The sequence below is a fragment of the Streptomyces sp. 7R007 genome (assembly GCF_054850255.1).
Map to the genome: position 1 here is coordinate 210,555 of NZ_JBTWMV010000005.1, position 17,510 is coordinate 228,064.

At 70.0% G+C, this 17,510-nt stretch carries 12 protein-coding genes and 1 pseudogene; 8 read left to right on the forward strand and 5 right to left on the reverse strand.

Features of this window, described 5'->3' with window-relative positions; translation table 11 throughout:
• Positions 1-22 precede the first annotated feature (22 nt).
• The gene (locus ACYF6T_RS09290) at positions 23-799 is read right to left on the reverse strand and encodes a phytanoyl-CoA dioxygenase family protein (RefSeq protein WP_461695033.1); all 777 of its coding nucleotides are present in this window, start codon (positions 797-799) and stop codon (positions 23-25) included.
• Positions 800-924: 125 nt separating this feature from the next.
• Here ACYF6T_RS09290 and ACYF6T_RS09295 point away from each other — a divergent pair, with 125 nt between their 5' ends.
• Both ACYF6T_RS09295 and ACYF6T_RS09300 read left to right on the forward strand, forming a co-directional pair.
• Positions 925-1,842, forward strand: coding sequence for a class I SAM-dependent methyltransferase (locus ACYF6T_RS09295; protein WP_461695035.1), 918 nt, complete (start codon positions 925-927; stop codon positions 1,840-1,842).
• A gap of 132 nt (positions 1,843-1,974) precedes the next feature.
• A pseudogene (locus ACYF6T_RS09300) lies at positions 1,975-2,070 on the forward strand (short-chain dehydrogenase); the annotation flags it as partial.
• Positions 2,071-2,086: 16 nt separating this feature from the next.
• On the opposite strand, the gene ACYF6T_RS09305 reads toward ACYF6T_RS09300, so the two are convergent.
• Positions 2,087-2,782 (reverse strand): glycoside hydrolase family 75 protein, encoded by a 696-nt coding sequence (locus tag ACYF6T_RS09305; RefSeq protein ID WP_461695036.1) that lies wholly within the window; start codon positions 2,780-2,782, stop codon positions 2,087-2,089.
• A 227-nt stretch (positions 2,783-3,009) separates the two neighbouring features.
• Here ACYF6T_RS09305 and ACYF6T_RS09310 point away from each other — a divergent pair, with 227 nt between their 5' ends.
• Complete coding sequence (locus tag ACYF6T_RS09310) at positions 3,010-3,621, forward strand: hypothetical protein (RefSeq protein ID WP_461695037.1); 612 nt, start codon at positions 3,010-3,012, stop codon at positions 3,619-3,621.
• A 74-nt stretch (positions 3,622-3,695) separates the two neighbouring features.
• Here ACYF6T_RS09310 and ACYF6T_RS09315 read toward each other — a convergent pair whose 3' ends face one another.
• Complete coding sequence (locus ACYF6T_RS09315) at positions 3,696-4,532, reverse strand: aldo/keto reductase (RefSeq protein WP_461695039.1); 837 nt, start codon at positions 4,530-4,532, stop codon at positions 3,696-3,698.
• A gap of 517 nt (positions 4,533-5,049) precedes the next feature.
• On the opposite strand from ACYF6T_RS09315, the gene ACYF6T_RS09320 reads away from it, so the two are divergent.
• The 5 genes from ACYF6T_RS09320 to ACYF6T_RS09340 are packed head-to-tail and all read left to right on the forward strand — an operon-like array spanning position 5,050 to position 13,928.
• A complete protein-coding gene (locus ACYF6T_RS09320) occupies positions 5,050-6,249 on the forward strand; it encodes a glycoside hydrolase family 88/105 protein (protein WP_461695040.1) in 1,200 nt (399 codons plus the stop codon).
• Positions 6,246-7,034, forward strand: coding sequence for a Tat pathway signal sequence domain protein (locus ACYF6T_RS09325; RefSeq protein ID WP_461695042.1), 789 nt, complete (start codon positions 6,246-6,248; stop codon positions 7,032-7,034). The genes ACYF6T_RS09320 and ACYF6T_RS09325 overlap by 4 nt, the downstream gene beginning before the upstream one ends.
• Positions 7,035-7,045: 11 nt before the next feature.
• Positions 7,046-10,285 carry a glycosyl hydrolase family 28 protein gene (locus tag ACYF6T_RS09330; RefSeq protein ID WP_461695043.1) on the forward strand — a complete coding sequence of 1,080 codons (3,240 nt, stop codon included), beginning with the start codon at positions 7,046-7,048 and terminating at the stop codon, positions 10,283-10,285.
• Complete coding sequence (locus ACYF6T_RS09335) at positions 10,282-11,901, forward strand: glycoside hydrolase family 27 protein (RefSeq protein WP_461695044.1); 1,620 nt, start codon at positions 10,282-10,284, stop codon at positions 11,899-11,901. The genes ACYF6T_RS09330 and ACYF6T_RS09335 overlap by 4 nt, the downstream gene beginning before the upstream one ends.
• A complete protein-coding gene (locus ACYF6T_RS09340; protein ID WP_461695046.1) occupies positions 11,898-13,928 on the forward strand; it encodes a PQQ-dependent sugar dehydrogenase in 2,031 nt (676 codons plus the stop codon). Before ACYF6T_RS09335 ends, ACYF6T_RS09340 begins: the two co-directional genes overlap by 4 nt.
• Here the strand turns inward: ACYF6T_RS09340 and ACYF6T_RS09345 are convergent, their stop codons facing one another.
• Together ACYF6T_RS09345 and ACYF6T_RS09350 are read right to left on the reverse strand one after the other, a co-directional pair.
• Positions 13,929-15,755, reverse strand: coding sequence for an AMP-dependent synthetase/ligase (locus ACYF6T_RS09345; RefSeq protein ID WP_461695184.1), 1,827 nt, complete (start codon positions 15,753-15,755; stop codon positions 13,929-13,931). It abuts the gene before it with no gap.
• A 239-nt stretch (positions 15,756-15,994) separates the two neighbouring features.
• Positions 15,995-17,494: an MFS transporter gene (locus ACYF6T_RS09350; protein ID WP_461695047.1), complete on the reverse strand. Its 1,500-nt coding sequence runs from the start codon at positions 17,492-17,494 to the stop codon at positions 15,995-15,997.
• Positions 17,495-17,510 lie beyond the last annotated feature (16 nt).

Sequence of the window (17,510 nt, forward strand, 5' to 3'; positions counted from 1 at the left end):
CGGTTACGGTGATCCGCCGGGGTCAGTCCGCCAGGGACAGGCCCCGGCGGATCGCGCGCTCCACCGGCGAGTAGGCGCCGTCCGGCCGCTCAAGTTCGCAGGGGGCGGCCGGCGTCAGGGGCGGCTGGGCCATGAAGCGGGGACGGGTGCCGTGGTGCGGCTGGGCCGCGTGCACCAGGAACGGATGGCAGAGGTAGACGTCGCCGGGGCGGCCCGTGGCGAGGGCGAGCGGGCGGTGCGCCGAGGCCGCGACGATCTCCGCGGCGATCGTCAGCATGGAGACGCCCTCCTCGCCGTACGGTTCCAGCACGGGCGGGACGTCGAGGTGGGAGCCGACCCGGATGCGGGTGGGCGCGTCCTGCCCGGTCACCTCGGAGAACAGGAACAGCGTCAGCAGGGCGCGATCGCGCGAGCGCAGGTTGGTGTGGTACCAACGGGACTCGACACCCTCGGGAAGGTAGCTGCCTTCGATGTGCCAGCCCGCGTCGTCCGGTTCCTCCTCGTGCGGGAACCGCAGCGGGAAGCTGCCCAGCGAGTAGCGCGGCACCCAGCGGCCCTCGCCGACCAGCAGGTCGAACGCCCGGTGCAACACGGGGGAGTTGGCGGCGGCGGCGAACGGCCCCTGGGCCATGTCGCCCACCCAGACCACCGGGTCCTTCCACGTTCCGGGATCTTCCGGGTCGTACCCGGTCTCCCGCCACAGCAGCCGTGCGCCGTCCTCGGCGACCCGGCGCGGGAACGCGCCCTCGATCTTCACGAAGCCGTCGGTCAGGAAGCGCTCCACGAGTTCTTCGTCCACCCGGTCATCGTGCCCTCACCGCCTTGCCGTCCACATCCTGTTTTTTGCCGCACCGGCAACAGAAGTGGCCCCCGCCCGGTGCGTCGGAGCACGCTGACGGCATCCCGGAGGAGAGGCTGACGACCATGGCGCACCAGGACCACGACCAGCACGAGCAGCACGGCGGGCACGGCCACCACCATCATCGCCACGGCCACGGCACGGACATCGACTGGGCCGAGATGGCCCCCCATCTCGAAGCCCAGGCCGAACTCTTCATGCCCCTGTACGAGCGGGCCCTGTCCTGGCTCGGCAAGGAGGTGACCGAGCCCGGGCTGATCGTCGACCTGGGCAGCGGACCCGGGGTCGTCTCGTGTCTGTTCGCCGAGGTGTTCACCGGCGCCCGCGTGCTGGCCGTCGACGGCTCCCGACCGCTGCTCGACCGGGCCCGGGAGCGGGCCGGGCGGCTTGGACACGGCGACCGGTTCGACACTCTCGCCGGTGAACTGCCCGGAATCCTCGACGAGTTGGACTACCCGGCCGACCTGCTGTGGGCGGGCCGCAGTCTGCACCACCTCGGCGACCAGCGCGCCGCCCTCACGGCCTTCGCCGAACGGCTCGCGCCCGGCGGCACCCTGGCGATCATGGAGGGCGGGCTGCCGCCCCGCTTCCTCCCCCGCGACCTCGGCTTCGGCCGCCCCGGCCTCGCGGCACGCCTGGACGCCCTGGAGGCGGAGTGGTTCGCCCGGATGCGGGCCGACCTGCCCGGCTCCGTCGGCGAGGTCGAGGACTGGCCGGCCCTGCTCGGCGGCGCGGGCCTGACCCACGGCCGCACCCGCAGCTTCCTGCTCGACCTGCCCGCCCCCGCCTCCGACCGGGCCCGCGCCTACGTCGCCGAGACCCTGGGCAGGATGCGCGAGACGTTCGGCGAGGCCCTGGACGCCGACGACCGCGCCGCCCTCGACCGCCTGCTCGACCCGGACGACAAGGGGAGCGTGCACCACCGGCCGGACGTCTTCGTACTGGCGGCCCACACCGTCCACACGGCCGTGCGCACCGGCTGAGCGGACAGACGCCCGCCGCCCTGCCGGCCTCGACTTCGAGCGCGCCCGACGTGGTCACAGGGGAACCACCACGACCGACTCTCCGGTCGCGCTCATCACTGGCGACAGGCAGCGGCATCGGCACCGAGTGGGGCCGACCAGGTCGCCGACTCGGTCGTGTGGGCTGTCCGTCGGTCCGACGGCGTCGGCGCCGACACCGTCGTCGTACGGCCGATCGGGCAGCCCAACCGACCCCTCCCCCCGGCTAGTTGTTCGCCAGGAACTGCTTCGCCAGCTTGTCGCCCAGGGTGACCGCCGCGCTGTGGCTCTCGATGGGGGACACCTGGGAGTTCTTGAACAGGATGTAGGTGACCCCGGAGTCCGTGCCGCCGTTCTCCGGATCCGGGTCGATGCCGAGCGCCTGGGCGGTGGCGTACGACGCCTCACCGATGATCTTCGTCGGGCCGGTGTCGCCGACGACCGCGTACTCGACCTTGTTGTTGTAGATCACGGCGACCACGCCGCCGCCCTTGATGCCGGCGCTGGAGTAGTTCCAGATGCTGCTGGAGCTGGGCACGACCACGTACGGCAGTGAGTCCGCCTTCAGCGGCTTGCCGTTGGACTGGTGGAACGCGGTGTCGTCCTGGTACCAGGGGTCGGTGTCCTCGTTGCACTTGGAGGTGCGCTGTCCGTCGCAGTCGATGTCCATGTCGGCCTTCCAGAACACCGCGCCGTTCTTGCCGCACACGGGGATCGTGGCCGACGTCTCGTCGTCGGTCTTGTACTTGCCGTTGGAGATCTGGCTGCAGGACGTCACCTTGGCGAGCAGGTCGGCCGCGCTGACCGAGCCCTCCTGGGCGGAGGCCGGGCCCGCGGTGGCGGTGGCGTGTGCGGGGAGCACTCCGGCGGCGAGCAGGGCGGCGCCGGAGGCCGCGGCGAGGGTCAGTGTTCGTATGCGCACTGTGGGGGACCCTTCTGTTAGGAAAGTTTCCTTACCGGGTGCCGTACAAGGTGGCGCTCTTTGCGTGGCCGCGTCAAGAGTCTTGGTCTGGACTTTGGCGCGAACTTCGGCATGGCCTGCGAGCCGGACGCCTGTGTGCCGCCCTTATTGCGGCTGTTTACCCCCGGGAGAAGACTGGGGATAGCGGACATTCCGGAAAATCGCCCGACTTTGGGAGGCGAGGCGTCATGTTCGTGCGCACGGTGTACGCGACGGGCGATCCCGCGAAAATCGACACCGCCGTCAGGGCGCTCAACGCCCAGGGGCGGGAGCTGCTCTCCGAGCGTCCCGGCTACCGCGGGGCGGGCATCTTCGTGAACCGGGAGATCGGCACGCTGCTGGCGGTGAGCTGGTGGGAGTCCGAGGAGACCCGCCGCAACAGCGACGAGGTCATGCGGGAGCGGCGCGGGCCGCTGCTGGAGCCCTTCGCGGCGACGACCGCGGTCGACAACTACGAGGCCCTGGTCTTCCACCAGGTCGGGAACCCGCAGGCGGGCGGCGGACTACGGGTCACCAGGCTGGAGTTCGACCCGGCGGACGCGGAACTGCTCGCCGAGACCTTCCGCGCCTCGGTCGTCCCCCGGCTGGAGACCCTGCCCGGCTTCGCGCGGACCTCGCTGCTCGTCGACCGGGAGCGCGGACGCGGGCTGGTCGGCGCGCTGTTCACCGGCCGGCACTCCCTCGCCGCCTCCCGCGGCGCCCAGGCGGCGGCCCGGCACGAGGGCGCGGCCAAGGCGCACGTCACGGTGACCGGTCTGGAGGAGTTCGAGATCGTCCACACCGAGGTGCGCGCCGACTGAGCCGGCCGGGGGCGCCTCACGCGTCGGCCCCCGCCGGGTGGCGGGGGCCGACGCATGCGGTGACGGGGCGACTGTCAGGCCACGTTGAACGTCGACGGGTCCGGACCCAGGCGCCGGTCCTCGTTCAGCGCGCTGATCGCCGCCAGGTCCTCGGTGTCCAGGCTGAAGTCGAACACCTCGATGTTCTCCTTGATCCGGGACGGCGTCACGGACTTCGGGATCACGATGTTGCCGAGCTGGAGGTGCCAGCGCAGCACGACCTGGGCCGGGGTGCGGCCGTGCTTCTGGGCGATGGCGACGATCGCCGGGACCTCCAGCAGGCCCTTGCCGGAGCCGAGCGGCGACCAGGCCTCGGTGGCGATGCCCTGCTCGGCGTGGAACTCCCGGGCCGCGTGCTGCTGCAGGTGCGGGTGCAGCTCGATCTGGTCGACGGCCGGGATGACCGAGGTCTCGTCGATGAGCCGGCGCAGGTGCTCCGGCTCGAAGTTGGAGACGCCGATGGCGCGGACCCGGCCGTCGGCGTGCAGCTTCTCGAACGCCTTGTACGTGTCCACGTACTTGTCGCGGGACGGCGTCGGCCAGTGGATCAGGTACAGGTCGACGTAGTCCAGACCGAGCTTGGCCAGGGACGCGTCGAAGGCGCGCAGCGTGCTGTCGTACCCGTGGTCGCCGTTCCAGAGCTTGGTGGTGACGAAGACGTCCTCGCGCGGGACGCCGGAGGCGGCGATCGCCCTGCCGGTGCCCTCTTCGTTGCCGTAGATCGCCGCTGTGTCGATGCTGCGGTACCCGGCCTCCAGCGCGGTGGCGACGGCTCGCTCCGCCTCGTCGTCCGGCACCTGCCACACGCCGAAGCCCAGCTGGGGCATCTCGACGCCGTTGTTCAGGATGATCGGGGGGACCTTGCTGCTCACGAGCTCTTGATCCTTACGGTTGCCGGTCAGGTCGTACTCCTATCGTCAACGATCACGGGCCGTACTGCATTCCTGACCGCGGAATCTGCCGGAACCGATCGGCTGGTCGGCCCGCGGGGTCGAAGTTTGGCCAAAAACGCATCCGATGTCTTCGGTCCGGACCATTGACCGTCGGCCGTCGTGCCGCAACTCTGGATCGCGCCATCGAACGAGTCGGTGAACTCGGTGCATGAATGTGAACACCCAGCGCCTGTTCGGGCATCTGAGACCCCCCACCCCGCAGGGAAGCAGGTACAGCCGCATGAACGCGAGGCTCGCTCACGCCCTCCAGATGGAAGCGTCCCACCCGGAGACGCAAGAGACATCCGATGAAAAGGTCTGACAGAGTCCCGGTCGCGCGGTCGCCTGCCGGGGGCGCGTCCTGGATGCGTGGCCCCCGCCGCACCCACCACCTCGTACGCGACCTCGTGCAGGGACCGCGCGGCGCGTTCGCGTACGCCTACCGAGAGGCAGCCACATGAGACGACGACGCCTGCGCACGGTCCTGGCGACCGTGGCCCTGGCCACCGCCTCCCTGCTCACCCTGTCCGCCGCCGCACCCGCGCCGACTGCCTCGACCACCCCCGCCGCCCGCCGCCCGGCCGCGGCGGCCGACTGGTCCGTCGCGGTCGTCGACTCCACCACGGCCCGCTACACGCCGAGCACCATCGGCGGCTGGTCCTACCCGGTCGGCCTCTACCTCTACGGCCAGTACCTCACCTACCGGCGCACGCACAACGCCCGCTATCTGACGTACATCAAGGACTACGTCGACCGGTTCGTGAAGAGCGACGGCTCGATCGACCAGTCCTTCAACAACCTGGACAGCATGCAGGCCGGCCGCCTCCTGGTGATCCTGCACCACGAGACGGGCCAGGACCGCTACCGCAAGGCCGCCCGGAAGATCCGCGACCGCCTGGACACCTACCCGCGCACCGGCGACGGCGGCTTCTGGCACGCCGACAACTCCAGCCGCGCCCACCAGCTGTGGGCGGACGGCGTCTACATGGTGAACCCGTTCCTCGTCGAGTACGGCAAGGAGTTCGGCGACAGCGCGTACACGAACGACGAGGCGGCCAGGCAGCTGTACGTCTACGGCAGTCATCTGCAGGTCGCGAACGGGCTGCTCAGGCACGCCTACGACGAGTCCAGGAGCGCGAGCTGGGCGGACCCGCAGACCGGGCTGGCGCCCGAGCACTGGTGCCGGGCCGTCGGCTGGTACGCGATGGCGCTCGTCAACGTGCTCGACGCCATCCCCGCGGACCACCCGCGCCGCGGCCGGCTGCTGACGATCTTCCAGAAGCTGGCGGCCGGCCTGGAGAAGTACCAGGACCCCGCGACGGGCCGCTGGTTCCAGGTGATCGACAAGGGCGGACGCAGCGACAACTGGACCGAGACGTCCTGCTCCAGCATGTTCGCCTACGCCCTCGCGCGCGGCGCCCGGCAGCACTACCTCGACCCGCACTACGCCGACGTCGCCCGCCGGGCCTACCAGGGCGTGCTCGCCGAGCTCACGGTCGGCGCGGACGGCCGCACGAACCTCGCCGACATCTCCGTCGGCACCAACGTCGGCGACTACGCGTACTACGTCGCCCGCACCCGGGCCACGAACGACCTCCACGGGCTCGGGGCCTTCCTGATCATGAACGAGCAACTGCGAGGTGATTCAGTGTCATGAGCACAACATCCAGAAGGGCGGTTCTCGGAGCCGCGCTCGCCGGTGCGGCCGGTGCCGCCGTCGGTCTGCCCGCGACCGCCGCGCACGCCGCGTCCTGGCAGCTGAAGTGGTCCCCCTCGGCGAGCGGTGACGGACTCGGTGCCTTCGAGACGGTCGAGGACGACCGCGCCGACTCGCATCCCGCCGGGCATCCGCACATCTTCGCCACCGGCAACAACTGGCGCTTCAACATGCACATGGTCGACCGGGACACCTCGACCGACCGCCAGCGCCAGGAGGTCACCGGTCTGCGCACGAGCGGCAGCAGTTACCTGAAGTGGACCTCGGGCCAGACCTGGCGGGTCACCTACTCGATGTACATCCCGAGCTCGCTGAGGGCGACCACCACCTTCACCCACATCATGCAGATGAAGCAGCCCGGTGCCGGTTCCTCCCCGATCGTCACGCAGTCGCTGCGGCGGGTGAGCGGCAAGCAGACCATCGAGCTGACCCTGCCCATCTCCGGCACCCTCATCGGCCGCACGGACCTCGACCCGCTGCACGACCAATGGACCGACGTCGACTTCCAGATCAAGGTCGGCAACGGCTCTGCGGGTTCCGTGCGCTGGATCCTGAAGTCCGGCGGCTCGACGGTCGTCGACGCGTCGAAGACGGGCGTCGACACGTTCCTCGCCGACCGGGTGCGGCCGAAGTGGGGCATCTACCGCTCCCTCGGCGACACCTCCGGGTCCCTGCAGGACACCTACCTCCTGCTCACCAACCTCCGCGGCTACCAACTCGTGTGAGGAGCCGTCACATGAAACCCCCCACCGGTCCGGGCCGCCGAGCGGCGGCCGTCATCCTGTTCGTGGTGGCCGTGGTCCTCGGCCTCACCCACCCCGCGGCCCTCGCGTCCCCGGTCGGCGCCCCCCGCGCCGCAGCCGAGTACAACGTGCGCGACTACGGCGCCAAGGGCGACGGCTCCAGCAACGACAGCCCGGCCATCGACAAGGCCATCACGGCCGCGAACGCGGCCGGGGGCGGCACCGTCCGGTTCCCCTCCGGCACCTACAAGTCCAAGAACACCATCCACATGAAGAGCCACGTGACGCTCCGGCTCGACAAGGGCGCCACCCTCCAGGGCTCCAGCGCGGACACCTACGACAAGGCCGAGTCCAATCCGTACGACTCCTACCAGGACTACGGCCACAGCCACTTCCACGACGCGATGATCTACGGCGACAAGCTGACCGACATCGGCTTCGTCGGCCAGGGCGTCATCGACGGCGCGGGCAACCTGATCACGGGCAACCCGAAGACCGGCGAGGCCGACAAGATCATCTCGCTGACCCGCTGCGACGGGCTCAGGATCGGCGACGGTCTCACGCTGCGCCGGGGCGGCCACTTCGCGGCCCTCGTCAACGGCTGCACCAACGTCACCTCCGACCACCTGACCATCGACACCGCGAGCGACCGCGACGGCTGGAACGTCATCTCCACCACCAACGCGACGATCACCAACGCCACCATCCACGCCAACGACGACGCTCTGGTGTTCAAGAGCGACTACGCGCTCGGTGCGAAGCTGCCCAACGGGCATGTGCGGGTGAGCGGTTCGACCCTCGGCGCCAAGTGCTGCAACGCCCTGATGTTCGGCTCCGAGACCTGCGGCGACTTCTCGGACTACCAGTTCGAGAACATCCGCATCGACGGCGCCGACAAGTCCGGCCTCGGCATGGTCTCGATGGACGGCGCGAAGATCTCCGACGTCCACTACCGGAACATCACCATGACGAACGTCCACTCGCCGATCATGGAGAAGATCGGCACCCGGAAGCGGTGTGGCAACAGTCCCGGCATCGGCTCGATCGGCAACGTCACGTACGACGACATCACCGCGACCGGCAACAGCCCCTCCTTCAGCCCGACCCTGTGGGGCGAGTCCGGGCACCGCATCAACGGCGTGACCTTCACCAACGTCGACATCACGGTCCCCGGCGGCAACGGCACCATGTCCACGGGCGTGCCCAGCAACGACTCCACCGACTACAACCCCAAGAGCATCGGCACCCGGCCCGCCTACGGCTGGTACCTGCACAACGCCGACAACGTGCAGTTCACCGACAGCTCGGTGAAGTTCGCCTCGAACGACGGCCGGCCCGCCTTCATCGCCAACGCGGCCAGCGGCATCCGGCTCACCCGGTTCACCGCGCAGAAGGGCGGCAACTCGCCCTTCGACGTGGGCTTCCAGGACGTCACCGGCGGCTGCCTGACGGACAGCCACAACACCTCCGGCGGTGCCCTGCGCGTCTCGGGAAGCCAGAACTGCGGCAGCGGCACGGCGGTCAAGCCGCTCGACCTGCAAAACCCCCGCCAGGACTTCCTCCGCGCCTCCGTCGGCGGCCTGTTCCTGCACTGGGGCCTGCGCACCGCACCGGCCCACACCAGCTGCACCGCCTGGGAGAACGACGTCACGAGCGGCGGCTGGAGCCCGGACTACTGGGTGAACGAGGCACAGAAGCTGCACACCCAGTACCTGGTTCTCGCCACCTTCCACAGCCGCCTCGGCTACGCCCGCCCCTGGCCGTCGAAGATCCCCGGATCCTGCGCCACCAAGCGGAACTTCCTCGGCGAGCTGATCACCGCCGCCAAGGCCAGGGGCATGAAGGTCATCCTCTACATGACCAACGACCCGCAGTGGCACGACGAGGGCGGCCACGAGTGGCTGGACTCGGCCGCCTACTCCGCCTACAAGGGCAGGAACGTCGACCTGACCACCAACGACGGCTTCGGGCAGTTCAGTTACGACAACTTCTTCGAGGTCATGGACCGCTATCCCGACCTCGGCGGCTTCTGGATCGACAACGACAACTCCTACTGGGAGAGCCACAACCTCTACCAGCAGATCTACGACAAGCGCCCGAACTACACGCTCAGCAACAACAACGAAGACACGCCGATCATGGACATGATCAGCAATGAGCAGAAGACGGGCATGACCCCCGCCTACGACTACCCGCAGGCCGTCTACACCGCCCAACCCCGCCTGACCGAGGCCGACTTCAAACTGCCCTCGACCGGCGCGTGGTGGTACGACGGCTCGAACCCCTCCGTCGACCGCGCGCTCACCCTCGGCCGCCTCATCACCAACGCCGGCTCGTCGGTCAAGGCACTCATGGCCGAGACGGCCCAGGTCAACGGCAAGTTCCCGGCCAACCAGGCCTCCTTCAACACCTTCGCGGACTCCTATCTCGACCCCATCTGGGAGTCCCTGCACGGCACCGAGGGCGGCGGCTACATGTACGGCGGCCTCAAGCCCGGCGCCTGGAACGACGGCGCGTACGGGGTGACGACCATCGCCAAGGACGACGCGAACCGGCAGTACATCCACGTCCTGACCCCGCCCAGCACCAGCACGCTGCGCGTGCGGGACAACGGCTACCGCATCGCTTCCGTCACCAACCTCCGTACCGGCAGGGCGGTTTCCTGGTCCCAGTCGGGCGGTGTGCTGTCCCTGACGGGACTCGGCGACTGGGACCCGTACGACACCGTCTTCAAGGTGACCACCGCCGGCCGCCAGGGCATCCTCACCGGCGTCAAGGTGAGCGCGAGCGCCTCCGCGAGCGGCCACGCCGCGTCGGCGGCCGGTGACGGCGACTACCTCACCTACTGGGACGACGACAAGACCCTGCCCGTGAACCTCACCTTCGACCTCGGCTCGGCGAAGAAGGTGCAGTACATCGGGCTCAACCAGCGCGAGGACTCCGTGGCCTACGCCCGTTCGGGCACCGAGCAGTCGGCGCGGATCAAGGACTACAAGGTGTTCCTCGGCAACGACGGCTCGACCTGGGGCAGCGCCGTCAAGTCCGGTCGGCTGCCCAGCCGTCGGGGCATCCAGGGCATCGACCTCACCGCCACCACCGCCCGCTACGTCCGGCTCGAGGTCGACACCACCTGGGCCGCCTCCAGCGACACCACCCGCTACAAGCGACTGCGCGTCGACGAGGCGTGGATCGGCACGGCGTACGCGGCGCCCGCGAACGGGGGACGGTCATGATCCGGGTCGGATCGCTCACGGCCGCGGCGGCCGGGCTGCTCGTGGCGGCCGCCGTGCCGCTGGCGGGTGTCACCGCCCACCCGGCCACCGCCTCCGACAACGGCCAGTCGGTCCGGCCCGCGATGGGCTGGTCCAGCTGGAGCTTCGTGCGCCGCTGGCCCACCGAGGCGAAGATCGAGGCGCAGGCCGACGCGCTGGTCTCCAGCGGTCTGAAGGACCACGGCTTCGTCTACGTCAACCTCGACGACTTCTGGCAGAAGTGCGACAGCAACGGCTTCGTCGTCGACGGCTACGGCCGCTGGGCCGTCGACACCTCCAAGTTCCCGGACGGCATCAAGGGGCTGGCGGACTACGTCCACTCCAAGGGGCTGAAGTTCGGCTTCTACGTCACCCCCGGCATCGCGAAGAACGCCGTCACCAAGAACACGCCGATCGAGGGGACCTCCTACCACGCGAAGGACATCGCGGACACGTCCAGGACCGAGAAGAACTACAACTGCAAGAACATGTACTACATCGACTACTCCAGGCCGGGCGCCCAGGAGTTCGTGAACTCCTGGGCCAGGCAGTTCGCTTCGTGGGGAGTCGACTACCTGAAGATCGACGGCGTGGGCAGCGCGGACGTCCCCGACGTCCAGGCCTGGGACAAGGCGCTGCGGGCGAGCCGACGGCCCGTCAACTTCGCGCTCTCCAACAACCTGCCGATCGCCGACGCCGCCACCTGGCGGAAACTGGCCAACAGTTGGCGCACCCAGGGCGACGTCGAGTGCTACTGCGGGCCGGGGAGCAACGGCAGCGGCTATCCCCTCACCGACTGGTCCCACGTCTCCAAGCGCTTCGACTCGGCCGCCTCCTGGCAGCCGTACGCCGGACCCGGCGGCTGGAACGACCTGGACTCGCTGGAGGTCGGCAACGGCGACCAGGTGGGCCTCACCGCCGACCAGCGGCGCTCCCACTTCACCCTGTGGGCGATGGCCGCCTCGCCGCTGCTGCTCGGCACCGACCTCACGCACCTGGACTCCGTCGACAAGGCGATGCTGACCAACGACCGGCTGATCGGCGTCGACCAGGACGGGGTCGCCGCGAAGCGGATCGTGAGCAGCGGCGTCACACAGGTCTGGAGCAAGAAGGAGAGCGACGGGCAGTACGTCGTGGCCCTGTTCAACACCGGGACCTCGGGCAACGCGACGGTGAGCGTGAACTGGTCGCAGGTCGGCTTCAGCGGCTCGGGTGACGTGACCGACCTCTGGTCCGGCTCCCACAAGGGCGTGATCGCCGACTCCTACAGCGCGACCCTGCGTCCGGGCGAGACCAGGCTCATCCGCGTCAAGCCCGTCAGCCGCAACCCCAAGAGGGACGGCTCCACCGGCGTCGACGGGATCAAGCGGGCCGCGAACTCCGCTCCGGCGAACGACGCCCGGTGCGTCATGCCGTGCGACTCCATGCCCGCCTACGCCCGGCAGCACCACATCGGACGGCTCACCCACTGGGCCGTCAACCGTGACCGGGCCTCCGGCTCGGGCACCGACGGCGATGCCTGCAACGGCGTGTCGCAGCAGTCGTACGACCACCTCAAGGTCTTCACCCAGTACCCGGGCCGAGGGGAACAACCGTGACCATCAGAAGAGTTCTGCCGTACGGCGTCGCCGCGGCCCTGGCGCTGCCGCTCGCCGGTCTGGGCCAGGGCAGCGCGCTCGCCGCCACCGACTACCAGGCCGAGGACGCGACCATCTCGCAGGGCACCGTGGCCAGCAACCACACCGGGTACACCGGCATCGGATTCGTCGACTACACCAACGTCAAGGGCTCCTACGTGGAGTTCACGGTGAGCGCGGCCGCCGCCGGCACCTCCGCCGTCACCCTCCGGTACGCCAACGGCACCTCCACCGACCGGCCGATGGACATCTCCGTCGGCGGCACGGTCGTCGCCTCCGGAGTGTCCTTCCCGGCCACCGCCGACTGGAACACCTGGGCGACGAAGACCGTCACCGTCCCGCTGAGCGCGGGCTCCAACAAGGTCCGCGCGACCGCGACCACCGCCAACGGCGGCCCCAACCTCGACCGCGTCAGCGTCGACGCGGCGGCCGACACCCAGGCCCCGACCCGCCCCGGACAGCCCGCCTGCTCCGACATCGGCGAGAGCGGGCTCACCCTGGCCTGGGGCGCGTCCACCGACAACGTGGGCGTGACGGCGTACGACATCTACGAACACGGCAACAAGATCGGCGAGGCGCCGGGGAGTTCGACCTCGAAGGCGCTGACCGGGCTGACGCCGAACACCACCTACAACCTCACCGTGATCGCCCGGGACGCGGCCGGCAACACCTCCGCGGCCAGCCCGGTCGTCGACTGCACCACCAAGCCCAGCTCCGACACCACCGCGCCGAGCAGGCCGGGCACCCTGTCCGCCTCGGGCGTGACCGCCAACAGCGCCGATCTGAGCTGGGGCGCCTCGACCGACGACAAGGGGGTCGTCGCCTACGACGTGCGCAGCGACACGACCGTGTACAAGACGGTCACCGGTGGCACGTCGACCACGCTCACCGGGCTCGCCTGCAACAGCCCGTACAGCCTGAACGTCGTCGCCCGGGACGCGGCCGGCAACGTCTCGGAGCCGAGCAACACCGTCACCTTCACCACCAAGGCGTGCGCGACCGACGGCGGCGTCCCCTCCTCGATCGCGACGCTCTCCACCGGCTGGACCATCCCCTGGGGCACCTACTGGATGCCCGACGGCAAGACCGCCCTGGTCACCGAGCGGGACGACTTCCGCGTCTGGAAGGTCACCAAGGACGGCACGCGGACGCAGGTCGGCACCGTCCCCAACGCCGTCACCACCAACGGCGAGGGCGGGCTGCTCGGCGTCGCCGTCGACCCCAAGTGGGACAGCGACCAATACGTCTACTTCATGCACACCGCCTCCGAGGGCAACCGCGTGGTGCGCATGACGTACGACGGCACCAGGCTCAGCGACTACGAAGTCCTGCTCCAGGGCATCAAGAAGAACCGCTACCACAACGGCGGCCGCCTCGCCTTCGGGCCCGACGGCTACCTGTACGTCTCCACCGGGGAGGCCCAGACGCCCGACCTGGCGCAGGACAGGAACTCCCTCAACGGCAAGATCCTGCGCATGACCACGGACGGCAAGCCCGCACCCGGCAACCCGTTCGGCAACTACGTCTACAGTTACGGCCACCGCAACCCGCAGGGCCTCGCCTTCGACCGCAACGGCCGGCTGTGGGAGGCGGAGTTCGGCAACAGCTCCAAGGACGAGCTGAACCTGATCAAGCCGGGCGCCGACTACGGCTGGCCGACCTGCGAGGGCACCTGCAGCGTCTCCGGGATGACCAACCCCAAGGCCACCTGGAACGTCTCCGAGGCCTCCCCGAGCGGGATCGCCATCGTCCGCAACGTCGTCTACATGGCGTCCCTGCGCGGCGAACGGCTGTGGCGCATCCCCATCAACGGCGACAACGAGAGCGTCGGCACACCGACCGCGTACTACGTGGGAACCTACGGCCGGCTGCGCACCGTCACCAAGGTGCCGGGCGCCGACCAGCTGTGGCTGTCGACCACCAACTGCGACAACAACGGCGACCAGCCCGACGGATCGGACAAGATCTTCCGGGTGAACATCAGCTAGTCACGCCCGGTACAGGGCCTCGACCTCGTTGGCGTAGGCGTTCTCGATCGCCTTGCGCTTCAGCTTCAACGACGGGGTGAGAAGGCCGTGTTCCTCGGTGAACGGCTGCGCCAGGATACGGAACGTACGGATCGACTCGGCCTGCGAGACCAGGGTGTTGGCGGCGACCACCGCCCGCCGCACCTCGGTCTCCAGGTCCGGGTCGCGCACCAGCTGGGCCGGCGACATCTGCGGTTTGCCGCGCATCGTCAGCCAGTGCTCGACGGCCTCCTGGTCGAGGGTGACGAGCGCGGCGACGTAGGGACGGTCGTTGCCGACCACGATGCACTGGTTGACCAGCGGATGGTCGCGCACCCGCTCCTCCAGCACGCCCGGCGAGACGCTCTTGCCGCCGGAGGTCACCAGGATCTCCTTCTTGCGCCCGGTGATGGTGAGGTAGCCGTCGTCGTCCAGGGAGCCGAGGTCGCCGGTGGCGAGCCAGCCGTCGTGCAGGGTCCCGTCGGTGGCCTTCTGGTTGTTGAGGTAGCCCTGGAAGACGTTGGGGCCGTGCAGCCAGATCTCGCCGTCGTCCGCGATGTGCACGGTGACCCCGGGGATCGGCTGCCCGACCGTGCCGTAGCGGGTGCGCTCGGGCGGGTTGGCGGTCGCCGCCGCCGTCGACTCCGTCAGGCCGTAGCCCTCGTAGATCTGCACGCCCGCGCCCGCGAAGAACAGGCCCAGCCTGCGGTCCATCGCCGAACCGCCCGTCATGGCGTTGCGGATGCGGCCGCCCATCGCGGCCCGCACCTTCGAGTAGACCAGCTTGTCGAACAGCTGGTGCTGCACGCGCAGCCCCGCCGAGGGGCCCGGCCCGGTGCCCCAGGCCTTCGCCTCCACCGCGTCGGCGTACTTCACCGCGATCTCGACGGCCTTCTCGAAGGGCCCGGCCTTGCCCTCCTTCTCGGCCTTGCGGCGAGCTGCGTTGAACACCTTCTCGAAGATGTACGGCACTCCGAGGATGAACGTCGGCTTGAACGCGGCCAGGTCCGGCAGCAGGGCCGCCGCGTTGAGCTGCGGCTGGTGGCCGAAGCGGACCCCGCTGCGGATCGCGGCGACCTCCACCATCCGCCCGAAGACGTGCGCGAGCGGCAGGAACAGCAGGGTCGCCGCCTCGTCGCCCTTCTTGGAGTGGAAGACCGGCTCCCAGCGCTCGGCGACCGTGTCGGCCTCGTACATGAAGTTGCCGTGGCTGATGACACAGCCCTTCGGGCGGCCCGTGGTGCCCGAGGTGTAGATGATCGTCGCGGTCGAGTCGGGGGTGACCGCCTGCCGGTGCCGGTGCACCACGTCGTCGTCGATGTGGGCGCCGGCGTCGTACAGCTCCTGCACGGCTCCGGCGTCCAGCTGCCACAGCTGGCGCAGCTGCGGCAGCCGGTCGATGACGGTGGCGATCGTCATCGCGTGGTCCTCGTGCTCCACGATCGCCGCCGAACACTCGGCGTCGTAGAGCATCCAGAAGCACTGCTCGGCCGAGGAGGTCGGGTAGACCGGCACCACCTGGACGCCGATCGTCCACAGCGCGAAGTCGAACAGCGTCCACTCGTAGCGGGTACGGGACATGATCGCGACCCGGTCGCCGAACCGGATGCCCCGGGCGAGCAGCCCCTTGGCCAGGGCCAGCACCTCGTCCCGGAACTCGGCCGAGGTGACGTCCCGCCACTGGCCGTGCTCGTCCTTGCGGCCGAGGGCGATGTGCAGCGGGTCCTCCTGCGCACGCTGGAAGACGACGTCGGCCAGGCCGCCCACCGGCGGGGCCAACGCCGGCGGAGGGCTGGTGAATTCGCGCAACCCCACTCCCCGCTCCCTCAGCGCCGTGTTCGAGACTCCCGTCAGCGCCGTGAAAGCTACCCCACCGGGAGAGCGGACGGGAGAGGGGCCGAAGCCGAGCAAAGCTCACTTACAGCCAGGTCATGGGCTGGAAAATGCGCTCACATCGGGAAGGGTCGGACAGAAAACTGACGCTTGAGTAAGTTTCGGGCCCGTAATCTCCACTGAATCTGTACGACCCGAGCACGGCCCGGGTCTCCTCAGCGGCGAGGTGCGGCCGTCTCCTTGGTCAGCGTCGCGGAGCCCGATTCCGTCACTGGGGCCCGGTGCCCGTGCGGAGCCCTGACCAGCACGATGACCAGCGCGGCGGCCACCATGCCCGCCAGCCCCGCCACCAGGAAGGCCGTGTCCAGCCCCGAGGCGAACGCCGAACGCAGGGCGTGCTCGGAGAAGGCGCCGCGCAGGCCCGCCGCGCCGCCGCCGGCCAGCGCGTGCGCCGCGTCCCGGGGGAGCGTGTCGCCCATCCGCGAGGTCAGCACCGTCCCGGACACCGCCACGCCGAGCGCGTACCCCAGCTGCCGGACCGTGTTCACCGCACCGCCCGCCATGCCCGACCGCTCGGCCGGCACCGCCGCCAGCGCCGCGCCGGCGACCGTCGGCGACACGAACCCGGTGCCCACGCCGACCAGCACCAGCCCCGGCAGCAGCGCCGTCCAGTCCGAGCCCGCGCCGAGGACGGCCTGGCACACACACCCCGAACCGATCAGCAGCAGTCCGCCGCCCACGGTGATCCGGGCCGGCACCCCGTGCAGCAGCCTGCCGACCAGCACCGCGACCACCATCGCGGCGACCGTCATCGGCAGCAGCGTCAGCCCGCCGCGCACCGGGCTCATGCCCAGCAGCGTCTGCAGCCAGATGGAGGTGTACGGGATGACGCCGAACGCCACGCCGTTGAAGGCGAGCGCGCCCACCATCACGCCCACGAAGGCCGGCTTGCGCAGCAGCGCGAGGTCCAGCAGCGGATGGGCGGCCCGCCGCTCCACCAGCACGAAGCCCACCAGCATGAGCGCGGCCAGCGCGAAGGAGGCGAGCGTCACCGACGAGCCCCAGCCGTCCTCGCCGGCCCGCACCACGGCGTACGTCGTCCCGCCCGCGAAGCCCGCGAACGTCACCATCCCCAGCCAGTCCACCCGCATGCCCCGCGGCCCGCGCGACTCCGGCACCACGCGCAGCGTCAGCCAGACCGCCAGCAGGCTCACCGGCAGGTTGACGAAGAAGATCCACCGCCAGCCGGGCCCCTCCGTCAGCAGCCCGCCGAGCACCGGCCCGACCGCCGCGGCCCCGCCGCTGACCGCGCCCCACACCCCGAGCGCCGCCGACCGCCGCCGCCCCTGGTAGACCGAGCCGAGCAGCGGCAGCGTGGTCGCGAACATCGCCGCCGCGCCCACCCCCTGCACGGCCCGGGCAGCGACCAGCGTCCCCGGCCCCGGGGCCAGCCCGCACAACAGCGAGGCCGCCGCGAACAGCGCCACGCCCGCGACGTGCACCCGGCGCCGCCCCAGGATGTCGGCGGCGGCCCCCGCCCCCAGCAGCAGCGCGGCCAGCGCGAGCGCGTAGCCGTCGACCACCCACTGCAGATCGCTCAGCGACGCGTGCAGCGAGCGCGCCATGTCCGGCAGCGCCACCACCACGATCGTCACGTCCAGCAACAACATGAACGTGCCCAGGCACACCGCCGTCAGCGGCCCCCATGTACGCATGTCCTCAACTCCCTGT

Excerpts from the sequence above, each read along its gene's own strand:
- ACYF6T_RS09295 (WP_461695035.1), top strand. The coding sequence starts at position 925 with ATGGCGCACCAGGACCACGACCAGCACGAGCAGCACGGCGGGCACGGC.
- ACYF6T_RS09310 (WP_461695037.1), top strand. The coding sequence starts at position 3,010 with ATGTTCGTGCGCACGGTGTACGCGACGGGCGATCCCGCGAAAATCGAC.
- ACYF6T_RS09320 (WP_461695040.1), top strand. The coding sequence starts at position 5,050 with ATGAGACGACGACGCCTGCGCACGGTCCTGGCGACCGTGGCCCTGGCC.
- ACYF6T_RS09325 (WP_461695042.1), top strand. The coding sequence starts at position 6,246 with ATGAGCACAACATCCAGAAGGGCGGTTCTCGGAGCCGCGCTCGCCGGT.
- ACYF6T_RS09330 (WP_461695043.1), top strand. The coding sequence starts at position 7,046 with ATGAAACCCCCCACCGGTCCGGGCCGCCGAGCGGCGGCCGTCATCCTG.
- ACYF6T_RS09335 (WP_461695044.1), top strand. The coding sequence starts at position 10,282 with ATGATCCGGGTCGGATCGCTCACGGCCGCGGCGGCCGGGCTGCTCGTG.
- ACYF6T_RS09350 (WP_461695047.1), bottom strand. The coding sequence starts at position 17,494 with ATGCGTACATGGGGGCCGCTGACGGCGGTGTGCCTGGGCACGTTCATG.